This is a genomic window from Stenotrophomonas terrae (genome assembly GCF_001431465.1).
Taxonomy (GTDB): Bacteria; Pseudomonadota; Gammaproteobacteria; order Xanthomonadales; family Xanthomonadaceae; genus Stenotrophomonas; species Stenotrophomonas terrae.
Genome location: NZ_LDJJ01000081.1, coordinates 1 through 15,762 on the forward strand (window position 1 = coordinate 1; position 15,762 = coordinate 15,762).

The window sequence follows — 15,762 nt, forward strand, 5'->3', positions numbered from 1 at the left end:
GGAGCGGCGTAAGCCGCGAAGCCTGCGCCGCCCCAAAGGCCCCAAAAGCTACCCCTCCCCAACCCTCCCCTACACCTTCGGCGCAAGGGAGGGAGCGCAGGCTACGCACTCGCCTGGGTCAGGTGCCCGGCGATCAACTTCCTGAACGGCACCACGCCCTGCGCGGCCCGCAAGGCCGCCCCGCGCAGCAAGCGCGCCGGCAGACGGCTGTCGTTGTAGAGGCCGGCAATGGCGTTGGTCGCTTCATACAACGGCCGCGTCGCCAAGCGGTGGCCGCGCTGGTAACTGGCCAGCAGGCTGTCCGCGCCGATATCGCCACCGCCGCGGGCGGCGTCCAGCAACAGCCGCGCCAAGCGTTGTTGGCTTTGCAGGCCGAAATTGAAACCGTGCGCGGTGACCGGATGCATCCCCACCGCGGCGTCGCCGATCAGCGCATAGCGCTGGCCGACAAAACGGTGCGCATACACGCCCACCAGCGGATAGGCGTGGCGGGTGCCAACCGGCGTCATCGCCCCCAGCCGTCGCTCGAAATAGCCACTGACGGTGCGGCCGAAGTCAGCGTCATCCAGTGCCAGCAGATGCTGCAGCTGCTGCTGCGGCATGGTGATCACCGCCGAGGCCTGGTTACCCGGCAGCGGCAACATCGCCAGCGTGCGCTCGTAACCGAACCATTCCCAGGCGGCATGTTCATGCGGCCGCTCGCACTGCATCCGGCAGACCAGCATGGACTTGCCGAAGTCGCGCATCTGCGCGCCGATACCCATCATCCGCCGGGTCGCCGAGAAGCGGCTGTCGGCCGCTACCACCAGCCGGGCGCCAAGCTGACTGCCGTCGCTCAGGGTCACCGTGCTGTACGCATCACCGGCATCGATCGCAGTTACCGAACGGCCGTCGATCAGCTCCAGCCCGGTCTGGCCCTGCACCGCCTCCCAGGCCGCGCGCCGGATCAGGTGATTGGGGATCAACCAACCCAATTCATCGACGCCCTCGCCCTGCGCGGCAAACCCCAACGCAAACGGCGAACTGCCGTTCATGACCTTGGCGCTGCGCAATGGCGAGATCTGCGCCGGATCAATGCGCTGCCACAGGCCCATGCTGCGCATGATCTGCCGCGAGGCGTGGGTCAAGGCGATCTCGCGGCCGTCGAATGCCGGCTCGGCCAGCGCAGCCAGCGGCTGCGGCTCGACCAGTGCCAGCGACAGACCGCTGCCGGCCAGACTGCGGGCCAGACTCAAACCCGCCGGGCCAGCCCCCACCACCACTACATCCAGCTTGCGCATGTCCTGCTCCGTTATGCCTACCACCGGTAGCGTAAGCAGGCTGACGTAAGGATTCATTGATCCAGATCAGCTACACGACAACAAGCCATCACTACGGCCACAAACACGACGGGCGCCTCGCGGCGCCCGTGTGCACTACCTCGTGTTGTGTTCAGTTGGCCAAGGCCGCCTGCCGTTGCGCTCAGTTGGCCGAAGCCGCACGCACGCTATAGCCCGACGCCCGCCACACCTTATCCTCGTCCAGACGGAACGAGACCAGCTCGCGGACCGGCTGTGCGTTGTTGGCGAAACGGGTGGGGAAACTGACATTCAGATAGATGCCTTCCGGCACCGAGGCACCGGCCGGATACTGCACGCGCGTGATCGATGGCTTGCCGCGCGATACCAGCGCACCGAGTTTGGCGCGGTCGGTATTGACGTTGTTGGCGAACACATCGCGGGTCACCGCCTTGCGCGCCACGGCAGACGCCCCGTCCCACACCGAGCCCGCCTGCTGGTTGTCCACCAGCTGCGCCACGCGCTGTGCGGCTGCAGTCATCTCCGCATCCTGCTTGGCCACCTGCGCCTGCTGCGCCGCGTTCAGCGCCGGCGCCGGCCGGGCAGCAGCCGATGGCACCGCCGGTGCTGCTGGCCGCGTCGGTGCGGCGACGGGTGCAGGCGCCGCTGTCGGGGCCTGCGCGAACGCGCCTGCGGCAGGTAGGACCAGGGACAACGCCATCAACAAACAACTGGATCGCATAGCTCTCTCCATGACGCTTTCAGTTGAACGGAATGCCAATCCAATCACGGTTTACTGCCGCCCGCATCAACCCATTCATTCATTTTCGTGTCCCCGCGCCGCCCAGATGCGCGGCCGTCGCCGCCGGCACCACGGCAGCCGGCAGCGCTACCGCCGCTGCGCCGGTCGGGATCGTGGTCGGCATCGGCTCCAGCATCGCGGTATCGATTTCCGACAACGGGCTCTCCTCCGGGCAGACCTCATCGGGGAAGCCGAACTGCTCCTTCAAGGCCTGGCCACAGCGGTTGACGGTTTCCAGGTCCGCGCCCTCCGCCTTGCATTGGCGGTCAAAGGCGATCAGGAACGAGTCCTTGCGGCGAACGAAATCATCACCGCACTTGCGCATCTGCTTGATCCGCTCCAGGTCGTCCTGCACCGCATTGGTGCCGTCCAGCCCGTATTGCTTGAGCTCGTCGCTGGTCAGCACACGCAGGCTGCGGTTGGGCACGGTCATCATCAGATCGGCCACGCCCACCGCCACGCCGTTGCGCTGCAGGTAATCCTTCACGTTGTCGTAGACCTCGTGCAGCTCCTTGTTCAACTCCGCACGCGAGGTGGCGGTGGAGCTGATCCGCATCATGCGGTGGATACCGACCTTGCCGGAGATCAGCCGGTTGTCGCCCGCAGCCAGCACGAATACGCAGGCGCTGTGGCAGACCGAGCCTTCGCGCACCCAGATGGTCCAACCCGACTCGCCGATGCTGTCGCCAGCGACGATGGCCGCTTCCACCTGGCCGCCACTGGAATCCAGATCCAGGATCCGCTTGCCGATCTTCATCGCATCGGCCACTACTGACAGCCGGGTCACCATCGCGGCAAAGGAAGGATTGATCTTGCCGGCATAGCGCACGCGCAGCAGGCCACGTTCCTTGCAGGGCTCCAGCGCCGCATCCATGCTGGCCCGGTCCAGCCCCGCCAGCTCGGCGCCATCGCCGTTCTCGCCGGCATAGTCGGTGCCACAACTGACCCAGGCCTTGCCGTTCTCCAGCACCAGCTCCGGCCACGGCTTGTCCTTGGCCGGCAACACCGGCGCCGGCGGATTCGGCGCATCGGCCGCATTGATCGACACCATGTGGTCGCCATCGGCGGCCAGCGCGGTGGCCGGATCGGCGACAGGCTTTTTATCCCCGCCCTGCGGATTGCAGGCCAACAGCCCGAGGCACAACAGCGACGACCACCAGAACTTGGGCAACATGGAGAGCAATCAGGTCCGTACTGCGGCGCTGCCGCGCCAGGAAGGTGAACAGTCTAGTGCGCAACGCCCACCCTGCCGCAACGTCCGGTGAATCAACACAGCGTCACGCGCATTGATGTCCGAAAATGGCCAGTCCCAGCCCGCGTCCGGGCCTAGACTGGGTCCATGCAAACTTTCCTGATGCCCGCACACGTTCAATGCGAACAGGCCCGCCTGGCCCGCGATGCGCGCTTTGACGGCCTGTTCTATACCGCTGTGCGCAGTACCGGCATCTATTGCCGCCCGGTGTGCCCGGCACCGCCGCCGAAGCCGGAGAACGTCAGCTACTACCCGACCGCCGCCGCAGCCACTGCCGCCGGTTACCGGCCGTGCCTGCGCTGCCGCCCCGAGCTGTCCCCGGACGACGCCAATCTGCTGCAGGACCAGACCCTGCATCAGGCATTGGTCCTACTCAACGAAGGCATCCTGCAGGAACAGCCAGCCACCGCCCTGGCACAGGCCATGGGCCTCAGCGCGCGCCAGCTGCAGCGCCTGTTCGTCGCCAAGCTGGGCGCCACACCGGCCCAGCTGCACACTACCCGCCGCCTGTTGCTGGCCAAGCAGCTGCTGACCGAAACCGCCCTGCCGGTGACCCAGATCGCCCTGGCGGCCGGCTTCAACAGCCTGCGCCGTTTCAACAGCGCCTTCCTGGACGGCTGTGGCATGCCGCCCAGTGCGCTGCGCAAACAGCACGGCGCGGTAGCCGGCGGCGAACCGGTACTACGCCTGGCCTACCGCCCGCCACTGGATTTCAGCTTGATGCTGGGGTTCCTGCGGCGGCGCTCGTTGCCCGGCATCGAATGCATCGATGACAGCAGCTACCAGCGTGTGGTGGTTGCCAATGGTGTTGCCAGCCTGATCCGGGTTACCGCCGACCCCAAGCGGCCGGAACTGCGCCTGCAGCTGGGCACCACCGATCCACGCGCCATCCCTGCCATCGTCGCCAAGGTGCGCCGCGTGTTCGACCTGAACGCCGACCTGCATACGGTTCATGCCTGCCTGCAACAGGAGCCGCTGTTGGCGCGCGGCATCGCCGAACGCCCGGGGCTGCGCATTCCCGGCGGCTGGGACGGATTCGAAGTTGCCGCGCGCGCCGTGCTCGGCCAACAGGTCAGCGTTGCCGCCGCGACCACACTGGCAAGGCGCCTGGTCGACCGCTTCGGCGAGCACCTGCCCGGCATGCCGGAAGGCCTGGACCGACAGTTCCCCATCCCCGCCGCGCTGGTCGAGGCCCCGCTGGAAAGCATCGGCCTGCCACGCACCCGTGCCGCCACCCTGCGTGCCATCGCCCGCGCCTGCGCCGAGCAACGGCTGGATTTCAGCCGCGCGCAGACCCTGGAAAGTTTCGTGCACAAGGCCACCGCCCTGCCCGGCATCGGCCCATGGACCGCGCACTACATGGCGCTGCGCGCGATGGGCATGCCCGACGCGTTCCCCGCTGGCGACCTTGTCCTGCAGCAGGTACTGGGCGAAGGCCAGCGCCTGAGCGAACGCGAGACCGAGCGCCGCTCACAACTCTGGCGGCCATGGCGTGCCTACGCCGTGCTGCACCTATGGCACCTGGCGGTGCCGGCGGAAAAGAAGAATCCCAAGACTGCAACGGAGGCCAGCGCATGAACACCCTCTACTACGACCGCTTTGACAGCCCCATCGGCGCACTGACCGTCGCCGTCGACGACATCGGTGTACGTCACATCCTGTTTGCCGAGAACCGCCACGACGCCAAGGGACGCGAACACTGGCAGCGTGACCCCGATGCGGTGGCCGAGCCCCGCCGGCAACTGCTGGAATACCTGCGCCGCGAACGTCAGGATTTCCAGCTTGAGCTGGCGCCGGTCGGCACCGAATTCCAGCTGCAGGTCTGGCACATGCTGGCGCAGATCCCGTTTGGCGCAACCTGGAGCTACCGGCAGCTCGCCGAACAGATCGGCCGGCCCACCGCGACGCGTGCCGTGGGTGCCGCCAACGGCCGCAATCCGCTGCCCATCGTGCTGCCCTGCCATCGCGTGATCGGCAACAACGGCACGCTCACCGGTTTCGGCGGCGGGCTGCCGACCAAGGCGGCGCTGTTGAAGCTGGAAGGCGTGCCCTGCGCGCAGGAGCGAGTGGCTGATCTGTTTGGCTGATCTGTTTGGCTGAGCCTGCCCGCCTCCCGCCAGCGCATTGCCTGCCCGGGCTACACGGCCGATCAACCGGAGACAACATGCCGAAGGTTGTATTTGTACGGTCACCGGTGCGGCCTATCATTGCGGCATGACTTTCCTACGTATTTCGGCCAGCGCGCTGGCCTGCGGCTTGCTTGCCGCCTGCGCCAGCACGCCCTCAACCATCGCCCCGGCGGACGTTCCACCCACCGTCCTGATGATCTCCATCGACGGCCTGCGCGCGGACAAGCTCAGCGAAGCGGACAGCCCCAACCTGATGCGGCTGGCCCGCGAAGGTGTGCGCAGCATCGGCATGCGCCCGTCCTATCCCGCGCTCACCTTCCCCAATCACTACACCCTGGTCACCGGCCTGCGCCCGGATCACCACGGCCTGGTCCACAACGCGATGAGCGCCGACGCTCTGGGCGAGTTCAAGGTCAGTGACCGCGCCGCCGTGCAGAACGCCGCATGGTGGGACGGCGGCGAGCCGATCTGGGTCAGCGTGCGCAAGGCCGGCCTGAAAAGCGCCACCTGGTCCTGGCCTGGCAGCGAAGCGCCGGTGCGCGGCCTGCACGCCAACCAGTGGCGCATGTATGACGAAAGCGTGCCCTTGCCCGAGCGCATGAAGCAGGTGCTGGGCTGGCTGCACGGCGAACCGGACGCGATCAAGCCGCGCTTTGTTGCCACCTACATGGAGCAGGTCGACAAGGCCGGCCACGCACATGGCCCGAACTCGGCCGAGTACACCGCAGCCTTGCAGCAGGTGGACGCCGCAGTGGGCCAACTGATTGATGGCATGCGCCGCGACAGACTGCTCGATGAAACGAATGTGATCGTGGTTTCCGATCACGGCATGGCAACGGTCAAAGACGGCAACACGGTCGCCATCGAAGACATGGTGCCTGCCGATATCGCCAAGGTGGTGTCGGTGGGGCAGTCGGTAGGCTTTGCGCCGCTGCCAGGCAAACAGGCCGACGCTGAGAAGGCATTGCTGGGCGAGCACGCGCACTACCAGTGCTGGAACAAGGCGGCATTGCCGGCACGCTGGCACTACGGCAGCAATCCGCGCATTCCGGCCATCGTCTGCCAGATGCAGGAAGGCTGGGATGCGATCACCCGCGACAGCATTGCCAAGCGCCCGCCCGGCGACCGCGGCTCACACGGCTATGACCCGGCACTGCCGTCGATGCAGGCGGTGTTCGTGGCGCGCGGCCCGGCCTTTGCGCAGGGCAAGCAACTCAGCGCCTTCGACAATGTGGATGTCTACCCCTTGCTGACCCGCCTGATCGGCATCCCGGCCCAGCCCAACGATGGCGACCCGCAGGCCCTGCAACAGGCACTACGCGGCTCCAAGTAGGCGCCGAAGGAACGTAGCCCGGGTAAGCGCAGCGCACCCGGGAACCCTGCAGCCAGGGACCAACGCACAAAAAAAAGCGGCGCAATGCGCCGCTTTTTTCTTGCCACTGCCGGGCTGGGATCAGCCGGCCTTGGCGACGGTCTTCTTGGCTACAGCCTTCTTGGCGGCGGCCTTGGCGACGGTCTTCTTGGCAACCGGCGCAGCTGCGCCCACGGCCACCTTGCTCACGTGCGAACGCGAAATGCCATAACTGGCGTTGAAGCGCTTGCCCTTGGCGGTCTTACGGTCACCCTTACCCATGTCGTCAACTCCTTGGTTTGTAATCAGTTACCCCGTGCGTGCACGGGTTTGGCGAGGCCGCAACAAGCGCCCTCGCGCATGGACAGGAAGCCTACCATGCGCCCCTCAATGTGCGCAGCTTGCGTCATGTATATGAACGTGATTCAGGCGCAGGTTGGCGATATGCGCCAAGCCCACCAACACGCCACCCAAGGTCATCACCACTGCATGCGGCACGGCCGAATGGTGCAGCTCCGAATGCAATAAACCGGCCCACAGCAACAACAGGCCCGGCACCAGCAGCAGCAATGCCATCAACGCACGGTGGCGCAGATAGCCCCAGATCAGGCTGAACAGACCCAACACGGTGACGAAGATGACAATCGTCGCTTCGACCCCATCGCTCAGCCAGAACGACAGACCCAAGGCTGGCGCTATCGCCAGCAGGGCCGGTAGCAGCGCGCAATGCACCGCACAGATCAAGGAACCGGTCGCGCCAAAGCGATCGAGGAATTTGCGTAGTCCGGTGGGTGGGGTTGGCATGACTTCCAGCAGGGGCGACGGAACGTTATGGAATAATATAACATAATCGTACTCCCCGCCCGAACCGCCTGCGTCAGCCCCTTGTCGCTAATGGTTCAGCCTGCAACCCAAGTGATACAAAGTAACAGAGAGATCCTCATGCCCCTTTCCCGTCGCACCCAGCACCACCTGCTATTCCTCGCCCTTGCCGCCGCCCTGCCCGCCGTTGCCAGTGCCGCCGATGACGATGCCGGGCAGAGCCATCACCTGACCGAGCTGACCGCCGTAAAGGTCACGGCCTCGCCGCTGCAGGGCTCAGCCGACTCGCTGGCGCGCCCGGTTGAAGTGCTGGCCGGCACCGATCTGGACGAACACAAGTCCGGCACACTGGGCGACACCGTGGCCAAGCTGCCCGGCGTGCAGAGCACCTTCTTCGGCCCCGGCGTGGGCCGGCCCATCATCCGCGGCCAGGAAGGCCCGCGCGTGGCGGTGGTCTCCAATGGCGTCGGCAATATGGATGCCTCCACGGTCAGCGCCGACCACGCCTCCAGCATTGAGCCGTTCCTGGCCGACCAGATCGAAGTGCTGAAAGGCCCAGCCACGCTGTTGTTCGGCAGCGGCGCGATTGGCGGCGCAGTCAATGTGGTCGATGGCCGCATTGCCAGCGAAGTGCCGGATCGCCCGCTCAGCGGCCGCGCCGAGCTGCGTGGCAACTCGGTGAACGAAGAACGCAGCGGCATGTTCCGCCTGGACGGAGTCAGCGGCGACAACCTGGTCCTGCATGTCGATGGCCTGATCCGCAACGGCGACGACTACCGCATCCCCGGCTATGCGATCGACCCGCATGCGCTGGACGCCGATGGCCATGGCGACCATGCCGCGGACAGCGACGAGCTCGGCCCGCGTGGCCGCCTGGAGAACAGCTCGGTGCGCACCCGCGCCGGCGGCGTTGGCGCCACCTGGTTTGGTGAAAGCGGCTACCTGGGCGCGTCGCTGGGCACCTACCGCAGCAACTACGGCATCCCCAATGGCGCCCATGTGCACGCCGACGATGATCACGACCACGGCGATGATGGCCATGACCATGCCGCCGAAGAAGAAGGCGGCGAGCATGACGTGCGCATCGACATGGTGCAGAACCGCTTCGACCTGAAGGGCGGTCTTTACAACCCGACCTCGTTCCTGAAGAGCGTAACCCTGCGCGGTGGTTACACCGACTACGAGCACACCGAGCTGGAAGCCGGCACGCCCTCTACCCGCTTCACCAACAAGGGCTTTGAAGGCCGGCTGGAAGCGGTGCAGCAGCCGCTGGCGGGCTGGGACGGTGCCTTCGGCCTGCAGTTCGGCAGCAGCGACTTTGGTGCCATCGGCGAAGAAGCCTTCGTGCCTGGCACCACCACCGACACGCTGGGTGCGTTCGTGCTGCAGGAAAAACAGTTCGGCCCGTTCAAGCTGGAACTGGGCGCCCGCCATGACCGCGTCAAGCTGGATACCGACGACGCCCAGCGCAACCGCAGCTTCGGCGCGACCAACCTGTCGGCGTCCGGCATCTGGGCCTTGAACGACACCTTCGACCTGCGCTTCGGCGTGGATGCCTCCGAGCGTGCGCCGACCAACGAGGAGCTGTACGCCGCCGGCGCGCATATCGCCACGCGCTCGCTGGAAATCGGCAACGCCAACATGGATACCGAGCGCGGCCAGCGCGTCGAGCTGGGCCTGCATGCGCACAACGAGCGCATCGACGTGCAGGCGGCGATCTACCAGACCAAGTTCAAGGACTTCATTTATCTGGCCGACACCGGCGTGGCCGAAGGTGGCCTGCCGGTACGCGCCTGGACCCAGAGCGACGCCACCTTCAAGGGCGCCGAAGCCGAGGCAACCTGGCACATGATCGAAGGCCAGTCCGGTGACTGGGACCTGCGCGTATTTGGTGACTATGTGAAGGCCGAACTGGATGGCAGCGGCACCCGCAATGCCGATATCGCCGTACCGCACGGTGATCATGCGCATCACTACAACGTCGAGTTGGCCAATGGCGGCTACCTGCCGCGCATCGCGCCTGCCCGCGTTGGCGCCGACCTGCACTGGTCGCTGGGCGGCTGGCGCGCCTCGCTGGGTGCGGTGCGCTATGGCAGCCAGAAGGATGTCGCGCTGAATGAAGAACCCAGCGGCAGCTACACCCTGGTCGATGCCCACGTCGCGTACCGCTGGGATCGCAGCGGCGACAACAGCTATGAAGTTTTCCTTGATGGCAGCAACCTGACCAACCGCGAGGCACGCCCGCACACTTCGTTGTTGCGGGATTACTCGCCGCTGCCGGGACGTGGTGTGGCGTTTGGTATCCGCGCCTGGTTCTAAGCGGTGGCTGACGACAGCAGTCAGGCTGTTGCTTTGAGCTGTTGCTTTGAGCTGTTGCTTTGAGCTGTTGCTTTGAGCTGTTGCTTTGAGCTGTTGCTTTGAGCTGTTGCTTTGAGCTGTTGCTTTGAGCTGTTGCTTTGACCTGGTGCTTTGACCTGGTGCTCAGTTTTAAGCTTCAGCCTTTGCTGTCCCCTCTCCCGCCTGCGGGAGAGGGGTAGGGGTGAGGGCAAGCTTCTGCTCTTTGTTTCTGCTCTTTAGCCTCTACCCCCCCCCCTACAGCCCGAGCACAGATGAAAGCCACCGCAAGGTGGCTTTTTTCGCTGACCAACTTGCGGAGAAGCGCATTTAGACGTGCAAGAAAGCCGGATCAAAAGCGCCCCCATCCGCCCTCCGGGCACCTTCCCCCGCAAGCGGGAGAAGGGACAGCCGAAGCCAAAGCCAAAGCCAAAGCCAAAGCAAGAGCCAAAGCAAGGGCCAGAGCAAGAGCCAGAGCAAGGGCAAGGGCAAGGGCAAGGCAAGGCAAGGCAAGGGCCAGAGCCAGAGCAAAGGCAAAGGCAAAGGCAGCAACAGCAACAGCAACAGCAACAGCATCAAAACCTGCCAGTCGCCACTCGCAATTATGTGCATATACACATAAACTTCAGCCATCGCCCTGCCGACGACGCCAATGCATACCCCCAGCCCCTGCACCTGCTTCCAACTGCGCCGCGCCGCGCGTCGGGTGTCCCAGGTCTATGACCGGCATCTGGCCGCCGCCGAGCTGAGCCTCAACGCCTATTCCATCCTGCGCCGCTCCAGCCAACCTCGCCCGCTGGGCGAACTGGCCGATGCGCTGGGCATGGACCGCACCACCCTCACCCGCAACCTCAAGCCATTGCTGGAAGCGGGCCTGCTCAGCACCGAACCGGGCGAAGATGCGCGCCGGCGTGAGCTGCACATCACCACCAGCGGCAAGCGGCGCCTGCAGAAGGCCTTCCCGCTCTGGCAACAAGCGCAGGAGGAAGTCGAGGCACTGTTCGGCAGCAGCCGCATCACCGCGCTCAACCAGCAATTGGAAGCCCTGAACCAGGTGCTGGAACAGGGGCAGCACGCATGAACAACACATCCCCCGCACGGACGCCTTGGCTGCTCTTGCTGGCCGCCTCCAGCATCCTGATGGTGACCATGGGCGTGCGCCAGACCAGCGGCCTGCTGATCGACCCCATCCATGTTTCCACCGGTCTGGGCATCGCCCAGATCAGCTTCGCGCTGGCCATCGGCCAGTTCGTCTGGGGTGCGGTGCAGCCTTTGTTCGGCGCCATGGCCGACAAGCGCGGCCCCTTGCCGGTGCTTATCGGTGGCGGCCTGCTGCTGGCCGTCGGTCTGGTCGCCGCCCCGTTGTTGCCCGGTGCCTGGGGCCTGAATCTCAGCTTCGGCCTGTTGCTGGCCGCCGGTGCCGGTGCCGGCAGTTTCTCGGTGCTGATTGGCGCAACCGCCTGGCGCATCCCTGCACACAAGCGCTCGACCGCGGCCGGCATCATCAATGCCGGTGGCTCGCTGGGGCAGTTCCTGTTCGCTCCGCTGGTGCAGGTGTTGCTGAGTGCCTTCGGCTGGATCAAGACCGTATACGCGTTGGCCTTCATCGTGGTGCTGTCGTTGCCGCTGGCCTGGCCGTTGCGCAAGCGTGCCCCACACAGTGAAGGTGCCGCCGACGGTGAGGCCCTGCGCCCACAACTGCAGCGCGCGCTGCGCGACCGCAGCTACTGGTGCCTGCACCTGGGCTTTTTCACCTGCGGCGTGCATATCGCCTTCCTGGTCACCCACCTGCCCGGCGAAATCGCGCTGTGCGGGCTTTCCCCCAACGTGGCCTCGATCTCGATCGCGCTGATCGGCCTGTTCAATATTGCCGGCAGCCTGATCATCGGTGCGCTCGGCGAGCGCTTCCGCATGAAGTGGCTGCTGTTCTGGATGTACCTCAGCCGCGTCGTGCTGATCGGTGTCTACCTGGTCTCGCCGCCCACGCCGATGACCTTCTACGTGTTCGCGGCCGCGCTCGGCGTCACCTGGCTGGCCACAGTGCCACCCACCGCTGGCCTGGTTGGCAAGCTGTTCGGGCCGCGGCATATGGGCACCTTGTTCGGCCTGACCCTGTTCTCGCACCAGATCGGCGCATTCTTCGGCGCCTGGCTGGGCGGCGTGGCGCTGGAATATGGCGGCGACTTCAGCTGGATGTGGTACGCGGACATGGTGCTGGCGGTCGCCGCCGCGCTGGTCAACCTGCCGATCCGCGAGGCCCCGCTGCAGCGTCAACTCGCTGCCGGCAGCTGAACCCGAAGCGGCACACAACACTGCTTGCTGCCACGCCTTGTTGAAACCGGACATTTTTGTCCGAATAATGGCGACATGACTTCCATTCGTTCCGATGCCGTCGCGCGTCGTGCCTTGCTATTGGACGCGGCCGACGCCGTGTTCGGCGAGCACGGCATCACCGCCCCGCTTGATCTGGTGGTGGAACGTGCCGGCGTCGGCCGCGCCACCCTGTACCGCAACTTCCCCGACCGCACCGCGCTGGTTGAAGCGCTGTTGCAGCGGACCGTGGAAACCATCGAGGCACACCTGCAGGAACTGGGCGACCGTGACGACGCCTTGTTCGAGCTGATCAAAGGCATGGCGCGGCGTATCGTGCACTCCCCCGCGCTGGCCGATTACTGGCGCGCGGTGGACCCCGACAACCCCGCCATCAAGGCCGCACGCGAACACATCCTGGCGCTGTCAGCGCCTGCACTGCAGCGCGCCAAGGCCGCCGGCCTGTGCCGCCAGGACCTGCAATTGGCCGATATCTCACTGATCTCCAGCATGCTGGGCGCTGCCCTGCGCGGGCGTACCGCCGAAGATCGCGCCACCCTCGCACGGCGTGCGCTTGAATTGCTGCGTCCCGGCCTGTCCGCGCCGGTTTCGCCGGAAGCCAAATGAAACCGCTCAAACCCATTCCGGATTGGGAGGAGCACGAAAAGCCCGCCCTGCCCGGCTCGGCATCGATGCCCTGGCACCCGCCATATCGGCGCGCGGCCTATGCCGCCGTGGCGGTGCTGGTTGCCATCACCGGCGGCTTGGGCAACGCCCTGATCAGCGCCAACCTGCCGCTGATCACCGGGCAGATGGGCCTGCAGGCCAGCGAGGCGAACTGGCTGGTTGCCGCCTACCTGATGGTCAATGTCAGCGCCAACCTGCTGGTGTTCAAATTCCGCCAGGAATACGGCATCCGCCTGTTTGCCGAAATCGGCCTGGGCACGTATGCCGCATTGGCGGTGCTGCATCTGTTTGTCGGCACAACCACCACCACGCTGCTGGTACGCGCTGGCAGCGGCTTTGCCGGCGCCGCCTGTACCACCCTGGGCACGCTGTACATGCTGCAGGCGCTGCCGCGCAAATATGTCGGCAACCTGCTGGTGATCGGCGTTGGCCTGTCGCAGCTGGCGGTGCCGCTGGCCTGGCTGTTGTCGCCCAGCCTGCTCGACCATGGCGAGTGGCAGAACCTGTATCTGTTCGAGGCCGGTCTGGCGCTGTGTTCGTTCGCTGCCGTGGTGGTGTTGAAGCTGCCACCCGGCATCCAGATCAAGGTATTCGAACGCACCGACTTCCTCACCTTCGCCCTGCTCGCGCCCGGGTTGGCCTTGCTGGTGGTGGTGCTGAGCCAGGGCTATCTGCATTGGTGGTTTGATTCACCATGGCTGGGCTGGGCACTGGCCGCCGCGGTGGTGCTGATCACCGCCGGCCTGTGCATCGAGCACCAGCGCCGCAATCCCCTGCTGCAGGTGCGCTGGCTGATGGGCCCGGTGATGCTGCGCTTCATCGTTGGCGCTTTCCTGATCCGCTTCCTCACCAACGAGCAGTCCTACGGCATGATCTCGATGATGCGTGCGCTGGGCATGGGGCCGGACCAGATGGCGCCCTTGTTCGGGGTGATCCTGATCGGCGTACTGGTCGGCATCGCCGCCGGTGCTCTGACCTTCGGGCCGAAGGCGCTGATCCCGCAGCTGCTGGTCTCGATCATCCTGCTGGGCACCGCGGCCTTCCTCGACCAGCACCGCACCAGCATGGACCGGCCGATGGATTTCGCCCTGAGCCAGTTCCTGGCCGCCGTGGGCAGCGGCATGTTCATGGGCCCGTTGATGCTGATGGGCATACGCCAGGCGATGGCGCGCGGGCTGGACCACATCGTGTCCTTCATCGTGATCCTGTCGCTGACCCAGAGCTTCGGCAGTCTGGCCGGTTCGGCCTTCCTGAGCAGCTTCCAGCTGCATCGCGAGCATATCTACTCCACCGCACTGGTCAGCCAGCTCAACCCCGCCGACCCGCAGGTGGCGCGGCGGCTGCAACTGCAGCAGCAAGCCTACGCCCGCATCATCACCGACCCGGTACAACTCAAGGCACAGGCCAGCGCGGCACTGGCGGCCAGCGCCAAGCGCGAGGCCAATGTGCGTGCTTTCAACGATGTATTCGCCTTCAGTGGCTGGGTGGCGATCTGCTTCCTGACATGGCTGCTGCTGGAAGTGACGCTACGCAACCCACGTGTGAAACAGGTAATCGGCCGTGATCGCGCCGGCACCCCGCACAAACGAGCAGAAACATGAGCAACAAGACTGAAAAGAGCACGTCAACGCCGCCACCTGCGGCGGTGTCCAAGTACAACCGGCCCAGCCGCACCGCCGTGGTGGTGATGATCGTCGTCGCCCTGCTGGGGCTGACCCTGATCCTGCGCGCCTGGCAGCTATGGCCATTCAACAGCACCCATATGCATACCGACGATGCCTATGTGCGCGGCCAGGTGACGGTGCTTGCACCGCAGGTCAATGGCTATGTGACCGACGTATTGGTCAGTGACTTCGACCATGTGAAACAAGGCCAGCCGCTGTTGCGCATCGACCAGCGCATCTACCAGCAGAGGGTGGACCAGGCGCAGGCTTCGCTGGACGATGCCCGCGCACAGCTGGCCAACTCCGACCAGAGCCAGGCACAGAACCGCGCGCAGATCAGCTCGGCGCGGGCAAACTATTCGGCCGAGCAGGCCGAGCAGCAGCGCAGCCGTGCCGAACTGCAGCGCTATGAGACCTTGGCTTCGCAGCAGCTGGTGTCCAACAGCGACCGCGACAAGCTGCGCTCGTCTGCGCAGGTAGCGACGGCAGGCGTCGCCCAATCGCAGGCGGCCATCCATATCGCCGAGCAGACCCTCACCTCCACCCAGGTGGCGCGCAAGGGCCTGGAAGCCAAGGTCGCGATGGCCGAGGCAGCGCTGGAGCTGGCCCGGATCGATCTGGACAACACCGTGATCAAGGCCCCGCGCGATGGCCAGGTATCGGAAGCGACCGTGCGTCTTGGCCAGTACGTGACCGCCGGCAGCCAATTGCTGTTCCTGGTGCCGGACACGCTGTGGGTGGTAGCCAACTACAAGGAAGGCCAGACCTGGAACATGGCCATCGGCCAACCGGCGACCTTCAGCGTGGATGCCTTCCAGGGCAAGAAGCTGACCGGGCGCATCGAGCAGATCGCCCCGGCTACCGGTTCGGAGTTCTCAGTGCTCAAGCCGGACAACGCCAGCGGCAATTTCACCAAGGTGGTGCAACGCCTGCCGATCCGCATCGCCATCGACCCCGACCAGCCGCTCGCCGCGCGCCTGCGCCCGGGCATGTCGGTGGTGGTTGAAGTGGATACGGCGGCAACACCCGCGCCAGCGCAGCGGCGATAGGCGATAGGCGGTAGTGCCGAGCCATGCTCGGCAGAGGCTTTCCCAGCAAAAGCTGCCCTCACCCCAACCCCTCTCCCGCATGCGG

At 65.6% G+C, this 15,762-nt stretch carries 14 protein-coding genes; 9 read left to right on the top strand and 5 right to left on the bottom strand.

Annotation, left to right across the window (positions count from 1 at the left end):
• Positions 1-101: 101 nt before the first annotated feature.
• From ubiM to ABB27_RS18090, 3 genes are all read right to left on the bottom strand, one after another.
• Positions 102-1,280 (bottom strand): 5-demethoxyubiquinol-8 5-hydroxylase UbiM, encoded by a 1,179-nt coding sequence (gene ubiM / locus ABB27_RS18080; RefSeq protein WP_057630557.1) that lies wholly within the window; start codon positions 1,278-1,280, stop codon positions 102-104.
• A 181-nt stretch (positions 1,281-1,461) separates the two neighbouring features.
• Positions 1,462-2,019, bottom strand: coding sequence for a DUF4019 domain-containing protein (locus ABB27_RS18085; protein ID WP_057630559.1), 558 nt, complete (start codon positions 2,017-2,019; stop codon positions 1,462-1,464).
• A gap of 79 nt (positions 2,020-2,098) precedes the next feature.
• Positions 2,099-3,253, bottom strand: coding sequence for a COG3904 family protein (locus ABB27_RS18090; protein WP_083491376.1), 1,155 nt, complete (start codon positions 3,251-3,253; stop codon positions 2,099-2,101).
• A 165-nt stretch (positions 3,254-3,418) separates the two neighbouring features.
• Here ABB27_RS18090 and ABB27_RS18095 point away from each other — a divergent pair, with 165 nt between their 5' ends.
• The 3 genes from ABB27_RS18095 (at position 3,419) to ABB27_RS18105 (ending at position 6,793) form a co-directional block, all read left to right on the top strand.
• The gene (locus tag ABB27_RS18095) at positions 3,419-4,909 is read left to right on the top strand and encodes a DNA-3-methyladenine glycosylase 2 family protein (protein ID WP_057630562.1); all 1,491 of its coding nucleotides are present in this window, start codon (positions 3,419-3,421) and stop codon (positions 4,907-4,909) included.
• The gene (locus ABB27_RS18100) at positions 4,906-5,418 is read left to right on the top strand and encodes a methylated-DNA--[protein]-cysteine S-methyltransferase (protein ID WP_057630563.1); all 513 of its coding nucleotides are present in this window, start codon (positions 4,906-4,908) and stop codon (positions 5,416-5,418) included. Before ABB27_RS18095 ends, ABB27_RS18100 begins: the two co-directional genes overlap by 4 nt.
• A 127-nt stretch (positions 5,419-5,545) precedes the next feature.
• Positions 5,546-6,793 carry an alkaline phosphatase family protein gene (locus ABB27_RS18105; protein WP_057630566.1) on the top strand — a complete coding sequence of 416 codons (1,248 nt, stop codon included), beginning with the start codon at positions 5,546-5,548 and terminating at the stop codon, positions 6,791-6,793.
• Positions 6,794-6,913: 120 nt separating this feature from the next.
• On the opposite strand, the gene ABB27_RS18110 is transcribed toward ABB27_RS18105, so the two are convergent.
• Together ABB27_RS18110 and ABB27_RS18115 are read right to left on the bottom strand one after the other, a co-directional pair.
• Positions 6,914-7,093, bottom strand: coding sequence for a 30S ribosomal protein THX (locus tag ABB27_RS18110; protein ID WP_057630568.1), 180 nt, complete (start codon positions 7,091-7,093; stop codon positions 6,914-6,916).
• Positions 7,094-7,198: 105 nt separating this feature from the next.
• On the bottom strand, positions 7,199-7,615 hold the full coding sequence (locus ABB27_RS18115) for a MerC domain-containing protein (RefSeq protein WP_057630570.1): 417 nt from the start codon (positions 7,613-7,615) through the stop codon (positions 7,199-7,201).
• Positions 7,616-7,753: 138 nt separating this feature from the next.
• Here ABB27_RS18115 and ABB27_RS18120 point away from each other — a divergent pair, with 138 nt between their 5' ends.
• The 6 genes from ABB27_RS18120 (at position 7,754) to ABB27_RS18150 (ending at position 15,677) form a co-directional block, all read left to right on the top strand.
• Complete coding sequence (locus ABB27_RS18120; RefSeq protein WP_057630572.1) at positions 7,754-9,952, top strand: TonB-dependent receptor; 2,199 nt, start codon at positions 7,754-7,756, stop codon at positions 9,950-9,952.
• A 667-nt stretch (positions 9,953-10,619) separates the two neighbouring features.
• Complete coding sequence (locus ABB27_RS18130; protein WP_057630574.1) at positions 10,620-11,048, top strand: MarR family winged helix-turn-helix transcriptional regulator; 429 nt, start codon at positions 10,620-10,622, stop codon at positions 11,046-11,048.
• Positions 11,045-12,259 (top strand): MFS transporter, encoded by a 1,215-nt coding sequence (locus tag ABB27_RS18135; protein WP_057630576.1) that lies wholly within the window; start codon positions 11,045-11,047, stop codon positions 12,257-12,259. The genes ABB27_RS18130 and ABB27_RS18135 overlap by 4 nt, the downstream gene beginning before the upstream one ends.
• A 75-nt stretch (positions 12,260-12,334) precedes the next feature.
• On the top strand, positions 12,335-12,904 hold the full coding sequence (locus ABB27_RS18140) for a TetR/AcrR family transcriptional regulator (protein WP_057630577.1): 570 nt from the start codon (positions 12,335-12,337) through the stop codon (positions 12,902-12,904).
• Complete coding sequence (locus ABB27_RS18145) at positions 12,901-14,565, top strand: MFS transporter (protein WP_057630579.1); 1,665 nt, start codon at positions 12,901-12,903, stop codon at positions 14,563-14,565. Before ABB27_RS18140 ends, ABB27_RS18145 begins: the two co-directional genes overlap by 4 nt.
• A complete protein-coding gene (locus ABB27_RS18150; protein ID WP_057630581.1) occupies positions 14,562-15,677 on the top strand; it encodes an HlyD family secretion protein in 1,116 nt (371 codons plus the stop codon). The genes ABB27_RS18145 and ABB27_RS18150 overlap by 4 nt, the downstream gene beginning before the upstream one ends.
• Positions 15,678-15,762 lie beyond the last annotated feature (85 nt).